This window comes from Salinicola sp. MH3R3-1 (assembly GCF_001937155.1).
Classification (GTDB): Bacteria; Pseudomonadota; Gammaproteobacteria; order Pseudomonadales; family Halomonadaceae; genus Salinicola; species Salinicola halophyticus.
On record NZ_MSDP01000019.1, the window covers coordinates 13,712 to 32,590 of the forward strand.

12 protein-coding genes are annotated in these 18,879 nt (G+C 66.1%); 6 read left to right on the plus strand and 6 right to left on the minus strand.

Features of this window, described 5'->3' with window-relative positions; genetic code table 11:
- The first annotated feature begins 69 nt into the window (after nt 1-69).
- Genes recC through BTW08_RS12725 form a run of 4 tightly spaced genes read left to right on the plus strand, consistent with a single transcriptional unit; the run spans nt 70 to nt 10,842 of the window.
- A complete protein-coding gene (recC, locus tag BTW08_RS12710; RefSeq protein ID WP_168170661.1) occupies nt 70-3,906 on the plus strand; it encodes an exodeoxyribonuclease V subunit gamma in 3,837 nt (1,278 codons plus the stop codon).
- Nucleotides 3,903-7,955, plus strand: a complete 4,053-nt coding sequence (gene recB, locus BTW08_RS12715; RefSeq protein WP_075562905.1) for an exodeoxyribonuclease V subunit beta — start codon at nt 3,903-3,905, stop codon at nt 7,953-7,955. Before recC ends, recB begins: the two co-directional genes overlap by 4 nt.
- Nucleotides 7,952-10,057: an exodeoxyribonuclease V subunit alpha gene (gene recD, locus BTW08_RS12720; RefSeq protein ID WP_083627852.1), complete on the plus strand. Its 2,106-nt coding sequence runs from the start codon at nt 7,952-7,954 to the stop codon at nt 10,055-10,057. Before recB ends, recD begins: the two co-directional genes overlap by 4 nt.
- The gene (locus BTW08_RS12725; RefSeq protein ID WP_075562906.1) at nt 10,054-10,842 is read left to right on the plus strand and encodes a creatininase family protein; all 789 of its coding nucleotides are present in this window, start codon (nt 10,054-10,056) and stop codon (nt 10,840-10,842) included. The genes recD and BTW08_RS12725 overlap by 4 nt, the downstream gene beginning before the upstream one ends.
- Nucleotides 10,843-10,900: 58 nt before the next feature.
- Here BTW08_RS12725 and ribA read toward each other — a convergent pair whose 3' ends face one another.
- Nucleotides 10,901-12,040 carry a GTP cyclohydrolase II RibA gene (gene ribA / locus BTW08_RS12730; protein WP_075562907.1) on the minus strand — a complete coding sequence of 380 codons (1,140 nt, stop codon included), beginning with the start codon at nt 12,038-12,040 and terminating at the stop codon, nt 10,901-10,903.
- A gap of 217 nt (nt 12,041-12,257) precedes the next feature.
- On the opposite strand from ribA, the gene BTW08_RS12735 reads away from it, so the two are divergent.
- Nucleotides 12,258-13,160, plus strand: a complete 903-nt coding sequence (locus BTW08_RS12735; RefSeq protein ID WP_083627853.1) for a RibD family protein — start codon at nt 12,258-12,260, stop codon at nt 13,158-13,160.
- Nucleotides 13,161-13,162: 2 nt separating this feature from the next.
- On the opposite strand, the gene BTW08_RS12740 is transcribed toward BTW08_RS12735, so the two are convergent.
- The 5 genes from BTW08_RS12740 to BTW08_RS12760 form a co-directional block, all read right to left on the minus strand.
- Entirely contained in the window at nt 13,163-14,242 is a 1,080-nt protein-coding gene (locus tag BTW08_RS12740) for a lysylphosphatidylglycerol synthase transmembrane domain-containing protein (protein ID WP_075562908.1), read from the minus strand.
- On the minus strand, nt 14,239-15,177 hold the full coding sequence (locus tag BTW08_RS12745; RefSeq protein ID WP_083627854.1) for a class I SAM-dependent methyltransferase: 939 nt from the start codon (nt 15,175-15,177) through the stop codon (nt 14,239-14,241). The genes BTW08_RS12740 and BTW08_RS12745 overlap by 4 nt, the downstream gene beginning before the upstream one ends.
- Complete coding sequence (locus BTW08_RS12750; RefSeq protein ID WP_075562909.1) at nt 15,177-16,241, minus strand: glycosyltransferase family 4 protein; 1,065 nt, start codon at nt 16,239-16,241, stop codon at nt 15,177-15,179. Before BTW08_RS12750 ends, BTW08_RS12745 begins: the two co-directional genes overlap by 1 nt.
- The gene (locus tag BTW08_RS12755; RefSeq protein ID WP_075562910.1) at nt 16,238-16,636 is read right to left on the minus strand and encodes a 6-carboxytetrahydropterin synthase; all 399 of its coding nucleotides are present in this window, start codon (nt 16,634-16,636) and stop codon (nt 16,238-16,240) included. The genes BTW08_RS12750 and BTW08_RS12755 overlap by 4 nt, the downstream gene beginning before the upstream one ends.
- Nucleotides 16,637-16,740: 104 nt before the next feature.
- A complete protein-coding gene (locus tag BTW08_RS12760; RefSeq protein WP_075562911.1) occupies nt 16,741-17,712 on the minus strand; it encodes a zinc-binding alcohol dehydrogenase in 972 nt (323 codons plus the stop codon).
- Nucleotides 17,713-18,110: 398 nt separating this feature from the next.
- Between BTW08_RS12760 and BTW08_RS12765 the strand changes: the two genes are divergently transcribed.
- The gene (locus tag BTW08_RS12765; protein WP_075562912.1) at nt 18,111-18,872 is read left to right on the plus strand and encodes a CDP-alcohol phosphatidyltransferase family protein; all 762 of its coding nucleotides are present in this window, start codon (nt 18,111-18,113) and stop codon (nt 18,870-18,872) included.
- Nucleotides 18,873-18,879: the final 7 nt, after the last annotated feature.

Genomic DNA, 18,879 nt, shown 5'->3' on the forward strand with positions numbered 1-18,879 from the left:
GCCCTGCGCCACGGTAGGATGGCACGATCGTTACCGATATCTCATCGACTCCAGAACCCGGGAGAGCGGATGTTCAGCGTCCTGCATGCCAATCACCTCGAAGACCTGCACGATCTGGCCCTGGCGCTGATCAAGCGTCACCGCATGCCGCCGCTGACACCGGAAACCTTTCTGGTGCAGTCCAACGGCATGGCGCAATGGCTGCGGCTGTCACTGGCGGAAGCGGACGGCATCGCGGCGTCGGTGGATTTCCCGCTGCCATCGAGCTTCGTCTGGCGGGCCTACCGTGCGGTACTCGAGCAGGCCGGGCCGGAAAACGAGCGTCAATCGATTCCGCTGCATTCGCCGTTCGACAAACGCCCGCTGGCGTGGCGCATTCTGCGTCTGCTGGAGGGCGAGATCGTGCGGGATCCGGTCACCTTCGCGCCGCTGGCCCACTATCTGGATACTGAACGTGAGGATGCAAGCCCCGGACGGGCGTCGCCGACGCATGGGTTGATGCAGCGCCAGGCCGCCGAGCAGGCCGAGCGCAAACGTTGGCAACTGGCGGTGCGACTGGCCGACCTGTTCGATCAGTACCTCAACTACCGCCCCGACTGGCTGGCGGCCTGGGAGGCGGGGGAGGACTCGCCGAAAGATCTGCCAGCGGATCAGCGCTGGCAGCCGGCGCTCTGGCGAGCGCTGATCGCCGATGCGGACCCCGACGAACGGGCCTTCCATCGCGCCAATCTGCACGGGCGTTTCCTGCGTGCCGCCCGGGCGTTGGAAAGCTGCCCCAAGGCATTACCGCCAAGAGTTTTCGTGTTCGGTATTTCGACGCTGCCGGCACAGACGCTCGAAGCACTGCACGCGCTTTCCGGGGTCATCGACGTGTTCCTGATGATCACCAATCCCTGTCGGCACTACTGGGGCGACATCATCTCCGACCGTGAGGCGATCAAACGTGCCGGGCGGCTCTCAGCCGACGCCGTGGCGCGTCAGCAATCCCGTCACCCGGAGGCCCCATGGCTCGAGGCCCTGGACGAAGAGGCGCTGCATCTTCAGGCCAACCCGCTGCTGGCGGCGTGGGGCGCCCAGGGGCGGGATTTCATCGTCGGTCTCTACGAGTTCGAGAGCCAGGATGGCGGCTTCGATGTCGAAACCGACCTGTTCCGCGATCCCGCGCCGGGCGACGAATTTCCTGCCGAGCAGGCGCCGCTGCTCAATCAGCTGCAGCAGGACATCCTGGATCTCAAGCACCCCGGCGAGCGGACCCGCGAAACCGGCGGCAAGCGAGAGATCGCCGAAGACGATGCCTCGCTGTCGCTCTACAGCGTGCACTCGCCGCTGCGTGAAGTGGAAGTGCTGCACGATCGGCTGCTGGCGGCGTTCGAGGAAGCCAGTGGCCAGGGCACGCCGCTTCGGCCGCGGGACATTCTGGTCATGGTGCCGGAAATCGACGTTTACGCGCCGTATATCGAAGCCGTCTTTGGCCAGGTGCCGCCGAACGACCCCCGCCATATTCCGTTCACCATCGCCGATCAGGTCGCCAGCGAGGCGCATCCGATGATGGTGTTGATACTGTCGTTGCTGGAGCTCCCCGAACGGCGGCTGGGGGTCAGCGAGCTGCTCGATGCGCTCGACGTGCCGGCATTCCGCTCGCGCTTTGCCATCGAGGAGTCGGAATTGCCGCGCCTACGGCAGTGGCTGGCGGAAAGCGGCGTGCGCTGGGGGCTGTCCGGCGCGCACCGCGAGTCGCTCGGTTTCCCCGGGCTGCATGAGAACAGCTGGGCCTTCGGGCTCGAGCGCATGCTGCTGGGGTATGCCACCGGAGCTTTGCCATCCACCGGAGCTTTGCCATCTTCCGGCCCGATGCCGCCGGGGCAATCCACCGGGGCCGTCCACCGGCCCGATGCCGGGCCGCAAGTCCCGAAAGGGACGTCTGTCGACAGCGCGTGGCAGTTCGACGGTATCGTGCCCTACGACGAGGTCGGCGGGTTGGAAGCGGATCTCGCCGGGCGCCTGGCCGAGCTGATGCAGGTGATGGCTGCTCAGTGCGAAGCGTTGAGCCATGACGGCACGCCGGAAGCGTGGCTGACGCGACTGCGCGAGCTGATGGATGCACTGTTTGCGCCCACGGCGCTGGATGAGCACGACGTGCTGGCGCGGGTGGATCAATCGCTCAGTCGCTGGCAGCAGAGCTGTGAGCTGGCATCCTTCACCCAGCCGATCAGCCTCGCCGTGGTGCGCGATGCGCTCCGCGCCGAACTTGACGATGGCGGGCTGGCCCAGCGCTTCCTGGCCGGCAAGGTTAACTTCGCCACGCTGATGCCGATGCGTGCCATTCCCTTCCGGCAGGTCTATCTGCTGGGGATGAACGACGGTGCCTACCCGCGAACACGCCAGCCTCAGGATTTCGATCTGATGGCGCAGCGGCCGCGGCCGGGAGACCGCTCGCGCCGCGACGACGACCGCTATCTGCTGCTCGAGGCGCTGCTCTCCGCCCGCGAACGGCTGACGCTCTCCTGGGTCGGGTTCGATCAACGCGACAACACGCCGCGACCGCCCTCGGTGCTGATCGGCGAACTGCTCGATACGCTGGAGCAGGGCTGGCGTCCGGCCATCACGTCAGGTGAGGCTGACGCAGCGACGCCGGGCGACGAAGCGGCGCTGGTGGAGCGACTGATCGAGACGCATCCGTTGCAGCCGTTCTCGCGGCGCTATTTCCAGGCCGAGGATTCACGTTTCACCTTCGATACCAGCTGGGAGCCGCTGCACCTCTCTACCAAGGACGAAGAACAGGCTGCCATGTGCGAAGAACAGACTGCAAAGAGCGCAGAGCAGGCTGCTTCGCCCGCGGGGTCCGACTCCGTCGCGCTGCCGGCGGAGGCGTTGGGGCTGGCGGATCTGCAGCGGCTGCTGCGACGGCCCTGGAGCGTCTACCTCGGCCGGCTGGGCGTGCGCTTTCAGGATCCGGAGGTGCCTGACGAGGATAGCGAACCGTTCATTCTGGACGCTCTCGAGGACCACACGCTCAAGCGCGAGCTGCTGGATGCCGGGCGTCGTGGCGAGCCGCTGCTGCAGGTCGCCGATCGGCTACGGCTGGCCGGGCGTCTGCCCGCCGCGGGCTTCGGTCTGGCGCTGATCGAGCCCCCGCTCAAGCGACTGCAGATTCAGCTGGAGAGCTGGCATCGGCGGATCGCCGACAGCGAACCGATCTCGCCGCCGATGCTGCGTTTCTCGATCGACGACACTGACGACTGTCCGGCGCTGGCGCTGGAATCCCGCGTCGACGGGCTGCACCGGGAGCAGGATGGCAGCCTGAGCCTGGTAACCCTGGAAGTGAGCCATTTCGGCCACTTCGACAGCCAGGGCCAGAATGCCGGAAACGGCCCATGGAAAAAGCTGGGCAAGCCGCATCGGCTGTTCTCCGGTTACGGCCGCTGGTTGCTGGCCAACGCTCGCGGCGAGTCCCCGTGCCGCTGGACGGCGATCTTCGAGGACCGCTGGCTCGAGTTCCCGGCTTTGGCCCCGCTCGAGGCTCGCGAGTCGCTGGAAGCGTGGCTTCGGACCTGGTGGCGAGCCTGGTGCGCACCGTTGCCCGCCAACGGCGCGCTGGCCAGGATGCTGTGGGGCCTGGGCGATCGCGAGGCGCTTGCGGGGCTGGCGGCGGGCGAATCCCTCGACGCCGGCTGGCGCGACCGTCTGGCGGAGGAGTACGAGGAAGGCGGCTTCGGGATGTCGTCGCTGATTCAGCGCGAAGGCAGTCTGGGTCAGCTATGGCCGGATTTCGACGCCTTCGAAGCGGCGGACGGCGTCCGCGAGAGCGTGGCGCACTATCAGCCGATTCTGGAGGCGCTGCTGCGGGCCTCCCAGCAGGTTCATGCACACGCGACGGCGAAGCGATCTGCGGAGGCAAAAGCATGAACGACTCGAATGAGCCAGCGACCGAGGGCATGGTCGAGTCAATGAGTGACCCGCGAATGCCTGATGAGACCGTACCGCTCGAACTGACTGGCCTGCCGCTGACCGGCCATCATCTGATCGAAGCCAGTGCCGGCACCGGCAAGACGTTTACGCTGGCCGCGCTCTACGTGAGGCTGGTACTGGGGCCGTTGCCCGGGCGTGAAACGGTCGATTTCCCACGCCCGCTGACACCGCCGGAAATTCTGGTCGTCACCTTCACCGAGGCCGCCACCGCCGAGCTGCGCGGGCGTATTCGGGCGCGTCTCAAGCAGGCCCGCGACTGGCTGCTGGCGAGTCCCGAGACGCGACAGGATGCGGTATTGGCGGACCTGCTCGAGCCGCTGGCCACGGCGGGCGAGGCAGCCTGCCGCAGTGGCGCCAGACGACTGGACCAGGCCGCGAGGCTGATGGACGAGGCGGCGATCTTCACCATTCATGGTTTTTGTCAGCGGATGCTGACTCGTCACGCCTTCGATGCCGGCGCGCGGTTTTCCGCCGAACTGCTGCAGGATGGTCAGACACTGCTGAATCAGGCCGTCGAGGACTACTGGCGGCGCGAATTCTATCCGCTCGACGAACGCTGGCAGCGCCAGATTCGCGCCCAGTGGAGCGGGCCGGAGGCGCTTGCGGGGGCGCTGCGGCCGTTGCTGAAGGATGGCCAGCCGCAGCCGCTCTGGGTCGCGGGAGAAGAGGTCGAAGCACCGCGCGCGCTGGGCCCGCTGTTCGCCGAGTTGGAAAGCGGCCTGGACGAGCGGGCGACGCTTGAGACGTCGCTGACGGCCGCCTGGGATCGCGAGGCCATCGCCGAGATCATGGCGGAAGCGTTTCGCAACCAGACGCTCAACAAGACCAGCTACAAGAGCCACGAGCTGGAGGATCGGCTGGCGGCGTTCGAGACCTGGCTGGCCCAGGGGGATTTCGGCGCGGGCGACGGCATCACCGATAGCAGCGGGCGATTCTGGCTGAGCCAGCAGAAGCTCGACGGGGCGCTGGTCAAGGCCGCCGCCAGCAAAGGGCAGACCGCGCCAACGCACCCTTTCTTCGCGCTGCTCGATCGCCTCGCTGCCATCGGTCAACCTTTCTCCACGATTGCCAGGCAGGTTCTCGTTCACGCCCGTGACCAGGTCGCGGTGAGCTTTGCCGCCGACAAGCGTCGCCGGGGGCTGTGGGAGTTCTCGGATCTGCTCAACGATCTCGATGCCGCGCTGGCTCGCCCGCAATCGGCGGCGGCGACCGACAGTCCGGCGCTGCGGCTGGCGGCGCGCATCCGCCATGAGCTGCCGGTGGCGCTGATCGACGAATTCCAGGACACCGATCCGGTCCAGTATCGAATTTTCTCGCACATCTACCGCGCGCCGGATAGCGATCCGGCCGCGACCGCGCTGTTGATGATCGGCGATCCCAAGCAGGCGATCTACGCCTTCCGCGGCGCGGATATCCATACCTATCTCGATGCGCGCCGGGCGACGCCCAGTCGTTTCACGCTGATGCGCAACTTCCGCTCGACCCAATCCATGGTCGATGCCACCAACGCGCTGTTTCTGCGTCATCCGCAGCCGTTTGGTAGCGACGAGATTCCTTTCGTCGCCGTCGAGTCGAACCCCAAGGCGACGCGTCTGGTCGACCGCGAAGGCCAGCCGGTCGAGGCGCTCGGGGTGTGGTGGCCGGATACCGAGCGCCACGCCAGAAACGACTATCAGAACGTGATGGCCGCCGCGACCCGTGCCGAGGTGCAGCGGCTGCTGGAAGGCGAGTGGCGCTTCGTCGGTGGGACCGGCGAGCGCGCGGTGAAACCCGCCGATATCGCCATCCTGGTCCGTCACGGCGGCGAGGCGCTCAAGGTGCGCGCCGCGCTCGCCGACGGCGGCATTCGCAGCGTCTATCTGAGCGAGCGTTCGAGCGTGTTCGATACGCCTCAGGCGTTCGAGCTGCTGCAGCTGTTCGAAGCCGTGGCACAGCCGCGTCAGGACTCGCGGCTCAAGGCGGCGCTGGCGACCAAACTGCTGAACGAGTCGCCGCAGGCGCTGGAGCCGCTGCTGGCCGACGAGCTGGCCTGGGAGCGCGAGGTCGAACGCTTTAGCGATTACCATCGCCAGTGGCAGCGGCGTGGCGTGCTCCCCATGCTGCGCGCGGTGATGCGGGATTTCCGGATCGCCGAGCGCCTCGCCCAACGCGCCGACGGCGAACGCGCGCTGACCGATCTGCTGCATCTCGGTGAACTGGCACAGAATGCCCAGCAGCGGCTCGATGGCGAGCAGGCGCTACTGCGCTGGTGGCACCGCGCGCTGCAGGAAGGCGTCGAGACGCTGGATAGCCAGGCGCTCAGTCAGCGTCTGGAGAGCGACGAAGACCTGGTGCGGGTGATCACGGTGCACAAGTCCAAGGGGCTCGAATATCCCATCGTGCTGCTGCCGTTCATCTGTTCGCACCGCCCGGCGGAACCCGATAGAAATACCAAGCTGCTGGCGCTGCGGCCGGCCGAGGGCGAAGGCAGCGTGATGGTGGCCTCGCCTGATGACGCGCAGACGCGCGAGGCCGACCTGGCCCGCCTGGACGAGGATGTGCGTCTGCTCTATGTCGCCATGACCCGCGCGGCCTACGCCTGCCGGATGGGTGTGGCGCACGTGGGGCGTGGCCGGGGCAAGAGCGGATGCCTGCACGAAACGGCCCTGGGGCGACTGCTGGGCAGCGAGAAGGACGACGACGGCGCGGCGCTGCTGGAACGGCTGCGACAAGGCGAGCGGGCGGGCTGGCTGGCGATCGAGCCTCCGCCGGCACTGCCGGATCATCGGCTGCGTCTGGTTAGCGTCGTGCCGCAGACCAAGCCGGCGCGGCGCTTTCAGGGCCGGATCGATGACGACTGGTGGATCGCCTCCTATACCGCGCTGATCGCCGACGCTCGTCAGGATACGGGTCGAAGCGAGCGAGGCGAGGGCGAGGGCGAGGGTATCGGCGAGGATGAGGGCGAAGGTATCGGCGAGGATGACGCCGCGGCCAGCGAGGATCTGCCTGCGACGCTGGACGTCGAGGTCAGCCGCGAGCGCGACCCCGTGCCTCGGCCCAGGATTCGTTCGCTGTTCGATTTCCCCCGTGGCCCGCGCCCTGGGACCTTTCTTCACGGGCTGCTCGAGATGCTCGATTTCGACCGCCTGGCGGATCCCGCCTATGCGGATACGCTGCGCCGGGATGTCGAACGCCGACTGGTGACGAGTGGTTTCGACGTGGCGTGGGCGCCACTGCTGCTCGAGTGGCTGCTGGAGCGACTGCGACAGCCGTTGATCCACCTCGACGGGCAGCCGGTGCAGCTCGATCGGCTCGAGGCATGGCGCACCGAGCTGGAATTCTGGCTCCCGGCGACAGCCGCCTGGAGCGAACCTTTGGATCGGCTCGTCACTCGGCTTGAGCCGCTGCCGGGTCCGCGTCCTCGGCTGGCGCCGCGCAAACTCAACGGCATGCTCAAGGGCTATATCGATCTGGTCTTTCAGGTTCATGGGCGCTGGTACGTGCTCGACTGGAAGTCCAACCATCTGGGCGACGACCCGGAGGATTATCAGGGCGCGCGATTGGCGGCGGCGATGGTGGATCACCGCTACGATCTGCAGTACGTGCTCTACGTGCTGGCGCTGCATCGGCTGCTCAAGTCCCGGCTGGAAGATTACGACTACGACCGCCACGTCGGCGGCGCCTGCTATGTTTTTCTGAGGGGGCTTTCCAGGGACTCGCTCTCTATGGCGCCGCTCTCTATGGCGCCCGAAGCCGCGCCAGACCCTTCCAAGGCGCCGATTTCCAAGTCGCCCGAGGGCGCGCCAGAGCTTTCCACGATATCGCTTTCTACGGAGCCCGGAGACGCGTCCGAGGGCGTCGTGGGTTCGTCGGCGAGCGGGGTGTTTCATCGTCGGCCGTCGCGGGCGTTGATCGAGGCGTTGGATGCGTGGCTCGACGGTGACGCCGAGCCGGCGCGGGCGCTGATTCAGCAAACCCGACGGCAGCCAGCGGAGGCCGATTCATGAGTCGAACCGGACACGACGATCAGTTCTCGCTGGCGCTCGATATGGCGCCGTCATCACTTTTGCCACCGTCCTCGCTCGATCGCGAGACGCTGTTCGCGACCCTGGCGCTGTGGGTCGAACTCGGCTGGCTGCGACAGCTCGATCGCCATTTCGCAATCTTCCTGGCAGCGCGCGATGACGATGTCGGAACGCCCAGCGATCCGCTGGTGTGGCTGGCGGCGGCTCTGGTCAGCCATCAGGTCGGGCGGGGCCATGTGTGCCTGTCGCTACCGCGGGCTCTCGCCGCGCCCAGGTCCGCGCTGTCGTTGCCGCCCCTGGATGGCGGCTTCGAGACGGACGTGCCGGTTATGCTACCGGAATCGCTGCTCGAGGGCGTGACGCTGGCGCACTGGATCGAGGCGCTGCGCGGGTCCTCCACCGTGGCTGCCGGCGATGCCGCCGCAGGCCTCGCCACGCCGCTGGTGCTCGAAGGCGATCGGCTCTACCTGCGTCGTTACTGGCAGGCCGAAAGCGGGGTCGCGGCGCATCTTCGCCTGCGGCTGGGCGAGCCGTTACCGGTCGCCGCCGACCTGGCGGATCGTCTTCAGGCATTGTTCGCCGGCAACCAGCGTGAGGGTGACGAACCCGACTGGCAGCGCGTGGCCTGCGCATTGGCACTTCGTCAGCGATTGACGATCATCTCCGGCGGCCCGGGCACCGGCAAGACCACCACGGTGACGCGGCTGCTGGCGCTGCTGCAGCAGCAGTCGCTGGCCGGCGGTGGCGCGGCGCTGCGTATCCGGCTGGCGGCGCCCACCGGCAAGGCCGCAGCTCGCTTGTCAGAATCGATCGCCGGCGCCGTGGGCCGGTTGGACATTGATGAGACCGTGCGTGAGGCGATACCGCAGCAGGCGTTGACGCTTCATCGGCTATTGGGCGCGCGACCGGACACCCGTCATTTTCGTCACAACGCCGAGGAGCCGTTGAGCCTGGACCTGCTGGTGGTCGACGAGGCATCGATGGTCGATCTGGAGATGATGGCGGCGCTGCTCGATGCGCTGCCGGCGGACGCGCGCTTGATCCTGCTCGGCGACAAGGATCAGCTGGCGTCGGTGGAGGCGGGGTCGGTACTCGGCGATCTGTGTGCCGGGGCCAATGTTTTCGATGCGGCCGCCTCGGCTGCCACTAGCTCGATTGCCACTAGCTCGGCTGCCGGAACGCTTGGCTACTCGGAAGCGACCCGCGACTATCTGCAGACCATGACCGGTGAATCGCTTCCGGCAGCCGGAGCCTCCAATCTGCTGGCCGACCATGTCGCCATGCTGCGCAAGAGTTTCCGTTTCCACGCTGACAGCGGCATCGGCGAGCTCGCTCGCGCCGCCAATGCCGGCGACGGGCGGGCATTTACCCGAGCGCTGGCCGCGGGTTTTGCCGACGTCTCGACGCTGGATATCGATGCTTCGGCGTTCGAACGGGCCGTGGTGTCGGGTTATCGGGAGCTGTTCGAGGCGTTGCGGGACAAAGGTTCTCTACCGTCGATCCTGGCGTTGCAGAGTCGCTTTCAGGTCCTCTGCGCACTGCGGCGGGGGCCGTGGGGCGTCGAGGGATTGAACGAGCGGATCGCGCGGGCATTGTGGCAGCAGGGCTTTATTTCGCGCACCGATGGCTGGTTCGCCGGCCGTCCGGTGATGGTGACCCATAACGATCCGCAATTGGGGCTCTACAACGGCGATCTGGGGCTGACACTGACCGACGAGGCGGGGCGATTGCGAGTCTGCTTCCCCCAGGGCGACGGCGTGCGACAGGTGCTGCCGTCCCGACTCGATGCCGCTGTAACCGCATTCGCCATGACCGTGCACAAGTCGCAGGGTTCGGAATTCGAGCATGTGCTGTTCGCGCTGCCGGGGCGAGCCAACCCCATCGTCACCCGGGAGCTGATCTACACGGGTATCACCCGGGCGCGCTCGCGGCTGACCTTGGCGCTGGCGCGAGGAGGCAAAGACGAGCGCCAGCTGCGCGACGCCGTGGGGCGGCAGGTGGTGCGGGAAAGCGCGATCGCCGAACGCTTGCTGCGCGGTATTCCGGCATCCAGCTCGACCGATTCGATAGGGAGTGACGCATGAGTGTCCATCACTGGCAGGATTTGACCACGACGGAGCTCGCGGGGCTGGTCGACGACGCGACGGTGGCAGTGTTACCGCTGGCGGCGATCGAACAGCACGGCGGCCATCTGCCGCTCTCCACCGATCTGGATATCGGCCTGGGGCTGCTCGAGGCGGCAACCGAGCAGCTAGAGGCGGGGCAGACGGTGATCGTGCTGCCACCGCTTGAACTGGGTTCGAGTCTCGAGCATACCGCTTTCGCGGGCACGCTGAGCCTGATGCCGGAAACGGCGATTCGCGTGATCGAGTCGCTGGGCGAGGCCGTTCATCGTGCCGGCATTCGACGGCTGGTGCTGTTCAACAGTCACGGCGGCAACAAGGCGGTGATCGATCTGACGGCGCTCCAACTGCGCGCGGCCCACGCCATGCTGGTGGTCAAGGCCAACTACTTTCGCTTCGCACCGCCAGCGCAGGCGCTGCCCGCCGAGGAGTTGCGCCACGGCTTGCACGGCGGCGCACTGGAAACCTCGATGATGCTGTATCTGGCGCCCCACAAGGTTCGCGCCGAGCATCTGGCCGATGCGGTGTCCGCGGGCCAATTGCAGGAGCAGGCCGGTTCGACGCTGGGCCCGGAAGGGGACGCCGGCTACGCCTGGATGGCGCAGGATCTGCACCCGAGCGGCGTCACCGGCAATGCAACCCTGGCCGACGCCGAGACCGGACGCCGGCTGGTCTCCCATTTCGCCGATCGCCTGGCACGGATCATCGAGGAGACGGGCCGCTTCGATCTGGCGACGCTGCGATAGCGCGTACGGTTCTGCCGGGACGCTCGCGGCGGCTCAGTCAGTGCTAAGTGCTGAGTGCTCAGTGTGCCGCGGGTCGTCTGAGCGGCGTCACCGGACCCTCGTCGCCATCGTTGAGCACCTCTTCCAGCCAGTGGCCGGCGCGCTTGGCCTTGGCATCCAGGTAGCGCCGGTTCTGCTTGGTCAATTTGCCGTAGACGCCGCGACGATTGACGACTTCGACACCGCCCTGGTCCATGGCGGCGATCTTCTCCGGATTGTTGGTCAACAGCTCGATGCGAGTGATCTCGAGCTGTTCGAGCATCTCCAGCGCGACGCCGTAGGTGCGTTCGTCGTTGCCGAAACCGAGGACGTGATCGGCGTCCACCGTATCCAGTCCGCCATCCTGCAGGGTATAGGCGCGTAGCTTGTTGGCCAGGCCGATGCCGCGTCCTTCCTGGGCAAGATAGAGCAGCACGCCGCCGCCGCGTTCATCGATGGTACGCACGCTCTCGCGCAGCTGTTCGCCGCAGTCGCAGCGCAGGCTGCCGAACAGATCGCCGGTGAGACAGGCAGAGTGCAACCGCACGGGGACGGCATCGCTCCATTCCGCGGGCTCGCCGATGACGATAGCGATATGTTCCCGCATGCCGTCCGCTTCGCGAAACATCACGAACTTCGCGCGCTCCGCGTGGGACAACGGAATTTCCGCGTCGCTGGTGCGCTTGAGGAAGTGCGAACGAGCGTCGGCGTAGTCCGAGACCTGTTCGGCAGCGACGGCCAGCACCGTGCCTTCGGCAACCAGTGTCTCGACATGGTCGCGCTGGGCATCGCTGATGTCGGCGACGATCGCCGCCGGGATCAGCAGCCCGATTCGCATCAGGTCCAGCGCTGCCACGCTGCCCTCACTGGCAGCGTCCGGTCGACGATCCGGCGCCAATCGATGCCCGACGGCACTGGCTCGGGCGATGACGTCGTCGGCGCTGTCGGCGGGATCGATCGGCATCAGTCCAACCCTCGGCTCGAACTCGATGCCCAGCCGGGAAAGGCGGTGGCGCGTCAACGCCAGGGCGGGGCGATTACCGCTGAAGACGTGCAGCGCTGCCAGGGCATCATCGTCGCAGCCCTCGAGCGGGTGAACCATCACGTCGCCCTGGTCGGCTCGTACCAGAACCGGAAGGCCGCGTCGCAGATCGAAAATCGCGCGTTCTACCTGTCGCATGCTCGTCTCCTCGCTTTGTCGTCCATGATTCGTGTCATCCGTGATCCGTTTCACCTGTCATCCTGCAGTCCGCGTGGTTGGCGGGTTTCCGCGATCGTCGGGCCAGCGTTTCCCGTTCGACGATCTTTGCCACGACGATCTTTGCTACTCGGTTTTACGACTCGGTTCTACTACTCTGTTTTGCTACTTTGTCATGCCGTCTGGCCAAGGAGTGACCATGACTCTTCGCGAACCTTCCCTGCCGATCGCTTCCGAGCAGAGCGTCAAGGCCTGGCGCTGGATTCGTCGCGTGGCAGCGCTGACCCGGGATGGCAGGGCCGAAGCGCGCTTCGACGGTGTCATCGTCGAGGGCGATCTGCGCCTCGAAATCGACGCTCACGGCGGCTGGTCCTGTAATCATCAGCTCGACGATCAGGCCGCTCGACTGCTGTCGATCTGGTTGCCGTGGTGCATGACGGACACGTCTCGTGGCCCCTGTGTCATTGCCCAGCTCGGTCAGAGCCTGGACGGCCGAATCGCCACGGCGAGTGGCGCTTCCCACTACGTCACCGGCGCGCAGAGCCTGGTTCACCTTCACCAACTGCGGGCGCTGGTGGATGCCGTCGTCGTGGGCGCAGGAACGGTGGCCGCCGATGATCCGCAGCTGACGGTTCGCCACGTCGAGGGGGACAATCCCTTGCGCGTGGTGCTCGACCCGCGCGGCCGGGTGCCGGCAGAGCGCGGCGTGTTCCGACAGCCGGTCGCGCCGACCTGGCATCTCGTCAACGAAGGCGTGGCCGGCCACGGCGACGCTGATCACGTCAGCGTGAAACCGCTGTCGCCGGGGCCGTCCGGTATCGATCCGGCGCAGATCGTGGCGCTGCTGGCCGAGCATGGCCATCGACGGATTCTGGTCGAGGGCGGCGGGCTGACGATCTCGCGGTTTCTCGAAGCGGGCTGTCTCGACCGTCTGCACAGCGTTGTTGCGCCGATGCTGATCGGCTCCGGCCGTCCGGCGCTGACGCTGCCGGAGATTGACACGCTGGATGACGCGCTGCGACCGGCCTGCCGCCATTTTCGACTGGGCGACGACATGCTGTTCGATCTGGACCTGCGCGATCGCGTAGCGACTGGAGAGTGATCTCATCTTGGCTCTCCTCCCGAGGCGAGGCGATCAGAAGCGATGTTATCGGGAACGACGCTATCGGGGGCGAAAGTCTGGAGGTCCCGGACGATTCGCCGATCAGCCGCTCGTCGGCCAGCATTCCGGCGGGCCGACCGATGATCCATCAACAGCACGGCTAGGCCGGGCAGGCTCGCGGCGAGGATCAGCAGGCCGTAGGTCACCGATAGCATCACGCCCTCCTGCGCCGGCAGGCCGGCCAGCGGCCAGATCACGGCGGCGGCACCTTCACGCAAACCCCAGCCGGCGATGGTCAGCGGAATCGCCATTGCCATCAGTAGCGGGGGGATCAGCGGCAACAGCTCGCCAACGGGACGTTCGAGTCCGAGCGCGCGGGCGGCGCACAGGAATACCGCGATATAGGTCGCGACGATCAGCAGCGAGCTTGCGAGTTGTGCCGGCCACACTTTGACCGTCAGCAGGGCACGATGAAGATCCTGCCAGAACCGTTTCAACGCTGCCCCCGCTCGGCTTCGCGTCAGCCAGAAAGCGGCCACAAGCACTAAAACGGCAGTCAACGATAGCCCGATGATGCCTACCCAACCGGCCCCAGCGTGTGCGTGCCATAGCTGACGAATGCCACCGCGCAGCGCGGGCGAAAGGGCTATCGCCAGAATGGCGACGGCCAGCAGAGCGACCTGACCGGACGCGCGTTCGATGATCACGGCGCGTATCGCCGGGCCGGACTGCGACGTTGACGCCGTATTCGACGTCTGCTTGGCGCTGCCGTGGCGCCAGGCCCGCGCGGCATCGCCCACGACGCCGCCGGGCAACACCTGATTCAGGAACGTCGCCAGATAGTATTCGCGAATGGCGGTAGGCCAGGGCAGGGAGATCCCTATCTGATGCGCCGTCATGCGCCAGCGCCAGGCCGACAGTAAGACCTGGGGAACGCCGATGAGAATGGCCAGTATCACCCAGCCGGGCGACAGCGCGCCGAGTCGATCCAGCAGTTCCCGGGTGTCCAGCTGCCAGGCCAGCAGGCCGAGCAGCGTAAGCGTTGCCGCCAGACGCAGCCCGGGCGATAGCCAGCGGTTCACGCTGGCGCTCCCGAAGCAGTCGCCATCGGTGTGGCGAACAGGTCTTTATGGCCGACGGTCAATGTCAGCTTGTCACGCATCAGCCCTTCGAGACGTTCGCCATGCCAACGATCGACGCGGCTGCTCTGCTGCGGTAGCTGCTCGTGGAGCGCGCTGCGCCAGCCGGCGAGCAGGGACTCGGCGAGCGTCAGTGATTCGGGGCCGAGACGCCAGGGCGAAGTGGCTTCGCGAATATGGTAACCGCGACGATGGAAGGCTTCGCGAAGATGGCGAGATGCCTGCGCCCCCATGGCCGGGCCGTTGCCCTTGTCGCGATGCTGGTGTGTCTCCAGCGCCGCCAGCATGAAACGGTCGTCGTCGCTGAATAACGGCGCCCCGCTGGCATCGTGGAAGCGGATATGGCCATCCACGCTGAGCGCGAACAGCACGGCGCAGCCGTGGTTCTGGCAGGCGTCCGCCAACGCTTCGACATCGGCGGGCGTCAGCAGGTCGAACAGTGCCGACGCCGTGACCAGATCGGCGCCTTGCAGGCCGTGTTCCCAGGCTTCGGTCAGGCTCGAATGCCGGGACTCCAGATGGATCGGTTGGGCATCGGCACTGGACAGGTGCTCGCAGCGCAGTCGAGCATGGGCCAACAGTTCGGCGTCGTGATCGATCAGGCGCCAGTGCTGGGTGCCGTGAAGTCGCGGTGCCAGATAGCGCAGGTTCGAACCGCTGCCGCATCCCAGGTCCACCAGTGTGCGCTGCGTTTCCAGCGGCCGGGCCGGCGTGGCTCGTCGTGTCAGCCAGCGATCCGCGGCATGGGTGAGCTGGGCATCCCGCGCCAGATGATCGGCAGGCTCCCGCAGCGTCAGCCATTGATCGCTGAAAAGGGCATCGCTGAACAGGGCGTTGCCGTACAGGGCGTCGGTGGCAGGTGATGAAGGCATCGACATCAGCGCGTCGCCTCCGCTGTCGTGGCACGTTTCAGGGCCTCGCCGAAAGCCTCGGCGGCGGTTTGCCAGTTGCCGAGCGTGGCGCGAATCTCTCGAGCGCCCGCCTGATAGCGTCGGTAGGTTTCAGGCTCTTCCAGCATGCTCCTGATCGCCTCGCGGAGCGCGTCGACGTCACCCGGCGGCACCTTGATTCCGGCGGTGTCCGGCAGAGTATGAGCTAGAGCGCCCCCTGTCGTGGTCACCACAGGAAGACCGTGGGCGAGCGCTTCGGTGATCACCATGCCGTAGCCCTCGTAGTGCGAGGGCAGTACGAACAGGTCGGCCTGCCGATAATGGGCGTTCAGACTCTCGCTGGACTGGGAGCCCAGCAGGTGGACGCGATCGTCCAGCTGATGGCGCGCGATCGCCTCTCGCACCTTGTCGACGTAAGCCTCGGCGCGATCGAGGGCACCGATCAGATCGCACTGCCAGGGTAGCGAAGTCAGGCCGGCCAGGGCTTCGACCAGCAGATCCTGGCCCTTGCGTGGCGTGACCGTAGCGATACACAGCAGGCGCGGGGGCCCGCTGCCGTCGCCGCTCGCCAACTCTCCGGTTTCGACGCCGGGCTCGATGACTGCGATCTTCTCGGCCGGTACGGCAAAATCGGCCAACCTCCGGGCGGTATAGACACTGGTGACGATGACACTCTCGACGGCCGCCAGGGCCCGGGTCTCGCTGATCCGGAAGCGCTGCTGTTCGGGCGCCCCCAGCCCGGTCTCATCGGCGAGCGGATGATGCACCAGCGCGGTGATCGATAGCCGTGACGCATGACGCTCGACGATCGCCGGCAGCCCGCCCAATGCGAGGCCGTCGATAACGGCTCGACTGCCGTCCGGTAGCGTGGTCAGAGCGCTATCCAGAGCATGAGAGGCGACGGCGTCAGGCTCCGGAAAGCGGCCCTCGAGTCCGACCACGTCGATCTGCCAACCGTCGGCGCGCAGCGCCTCGACGATTCGCGCGTCGTAGACATAGCCGCCGGTCAACTGGCCGGGGTCGCCGGCGACGATCAGGGTGAAATCGCTCATAGGCCCCCTTCGTAGCTTGCCCAGGCAACGTGCGACTCGTGCAGCGTGACGTCCAGCGCGGTGAGATGGCGAGCGCCATCGCCCAGTTCGCCATCACGGATGGCATGGGACAGACGGTCGAACACGACCTTTGCCATGAATTCGGTCGTGGTGTTGCGACCCTTGAACTCGTCGATCTCGTCGAGATTGTTCAAGGTGAACTCGCCGAGAATGCGTTTCAGAACTTCGCTCGCCAGACCGATATCGACCACCAGATCGTCGTGGTCGAGCTCGGGGCGCTTGAAGGTGACGTCGACGACGTAGGTGGCACCGTGCAGCTTCTGCGCCGGGCCGAAGGTCTCGCTGTTGAAACTGTGGGCGATCATCATGTGATCGCGGACGGTCAAACTGAACATTGTTGTCGCTCCTTGACGAGTGCGTCCTTGTTGCATGATTCGTTCGATCCAGCCACTGAACCGCTGAGGCACTACGGCGACGAGTTCAATAGCTTTACGTGGTATCAGCCGTAGCGGATGCGCTGGCACAGCGTATCGTCTTCGCGCTGACTCAGGCGCTTCAGCGTCTCGGGCAGGTCTCTAAAATGGCTTTCACCGCTGATCAGCACGTCGAGACAGTCGTGATTGAGCAGCGATAGCGCCAGAGAGAGCCGCCGCTTGTGATCCCAGCGAGGTCGATGCCCGGGAGAAACGCTGCCGACCTGACTCGAGCGCAGCGTCAGGCGATGAGCGTGGAAGGCTTCGCCGAGCGGCAGGTTGACCTCGCGGCTGCCGTACCAGCTCATCTCGAGGACGGTCGTTTCGAATCCGGCCAGCGAGAGGGCGGTCTGCAGGCCGGCATCGGAAGCGCTGGCGTGGATGACCAAATCCTGCTCGGCCGCTGCCGTTTCGGGAGTATGGAAATCGACGTCCAGGGCGTCGCCGAGGAAACGTTTGCGTTCGTCGATATCGATCAGTTGGACGCGGTCGCCGGGTAGCCGGGCACACAGCCACGCCACCAGCGAGCCGACCACGCCGGCACCGATGACGCTGATGCGGTCGCCGATACCGGGGGCGGCATCCCATAGCGCGTTGAGTGCCGTCTCCATGTTGGCGCCGAGGATCGCCCGTTGCGGCGGTACGTCGGCGGGCAGCGGCACGACATCGTCGACGGTCACGCGGTAGTGGGTCTGATGCGGATGGAGGCAATAGACGTAGCGGCCGTGCCAGTCATGCGCGCCCTGTTCGACGACGCCGACATTGGAGTAGCCGTATTTGACCGGCCCAGGGAATTCGCCGCTCTGAAACGGGGCGCGCATCCGCTGATATTCACTGACCGGCACCTGGCCATTGAAGACCAGGGTTTCGCTGCCGCGACTGATGGCGGAGTAACAGGTTCTCACCATCAGATCACCGCTGGCACTAAGTTCGGCCTGGCGAATTTCACCGCTGCCGTCGCCAAGAGACCAGAATGCATGGGCGTAAGGCGTGGTCATCGAGATTTGCGCTCCTTGAAGTCGGACATGACTGATGAATTCGTCGTGGCGCTGGTTCGTCGCTACCCTGAGACGAGTATGGCAGAGTGTGACGATTTGGCGTTGTACAAGAAGTGTACAGATAAACGGTGTCGGTCGAAATTCACGGCTGCGGCGGCCGATCTCGATCGCCTCCCCGGCGGGCGAGCACTGGCTGGCGTTTCAGCCTGGGGGCCTGCCTGCAACCGGCCGAGACCGGCCGAGACCGGCGGTAACGACCCTGTAGCGTCAGCAGGTCGAAGTGCATCCAGAGTTGTACGAGTCGCGTATCCATGTCAACGGCGACTATTCGGAAAGTACGTGGACGGTATGCCGAACGGGAATCAGGCAATGTTCTTGCGAAGTGGAGGGATCCAGCGATGCGACATTCGTCGGCGCGTATAGCGGTGGCGCCTCGACGGCGGCTTCAATCCGTTCGAGGATGGATCGAGCTGGCGGCGGGCCTGGCTTTGGTTGCCTTGCTGACCGAGTGGGTACAGTGGGCATTTTCCGCCCCCTCGGGGTTGCGATTCACGGCAGGCGGGATCTATGTGGCGATCGCCACGGCCGTGCTGTGGGCCTGGCCGGCGTCTCGTCACGGACTGGGCTGGGCCAATCGGATCACGCTGATTCGGGCCGTCCTGATCGCCATTATCGCGGGCGTGGTCGTCTATCCGGACTTCATCCAGCGTCATGCCGAGGGCATTGCCGCGCTGGCGCTGCTGGCGCTATCCCTCGACGGTATTGACGGCTGGGTAGCGCGCCGGACCGGTTCGGCGAGCGCCTTCGGTGCGCGCTTCGACATGGAGCTGGACGCGTTTTTCATCGTCGTGCTGTGTACCGCACTGATCGCGCTGGACAAGGCCGGTGCCTGGATTCTGATCATCGGGCTGGCGCGCTACGCTTTCGTGATGGCGGGGATGTACGCGCCCTGGCTTCACCGCACGTTACCCGATAGCGTCTTCCGCAAGACGGTCTGCGTGTGGCAGGTGGCAACGTTGATGGCCTGCCTGCTGCCTTTCGTCGAGCCGACTTGGGTAACCGGCTTCACGTTGCTGGCGGCACTGCTGCTGGCGCTCTCCTTCGGCCGGGATATCGTCTGGCTGTGGCAGCGCCGAACCGTTGACGCCAGCGGGCTTTGATTCCCTT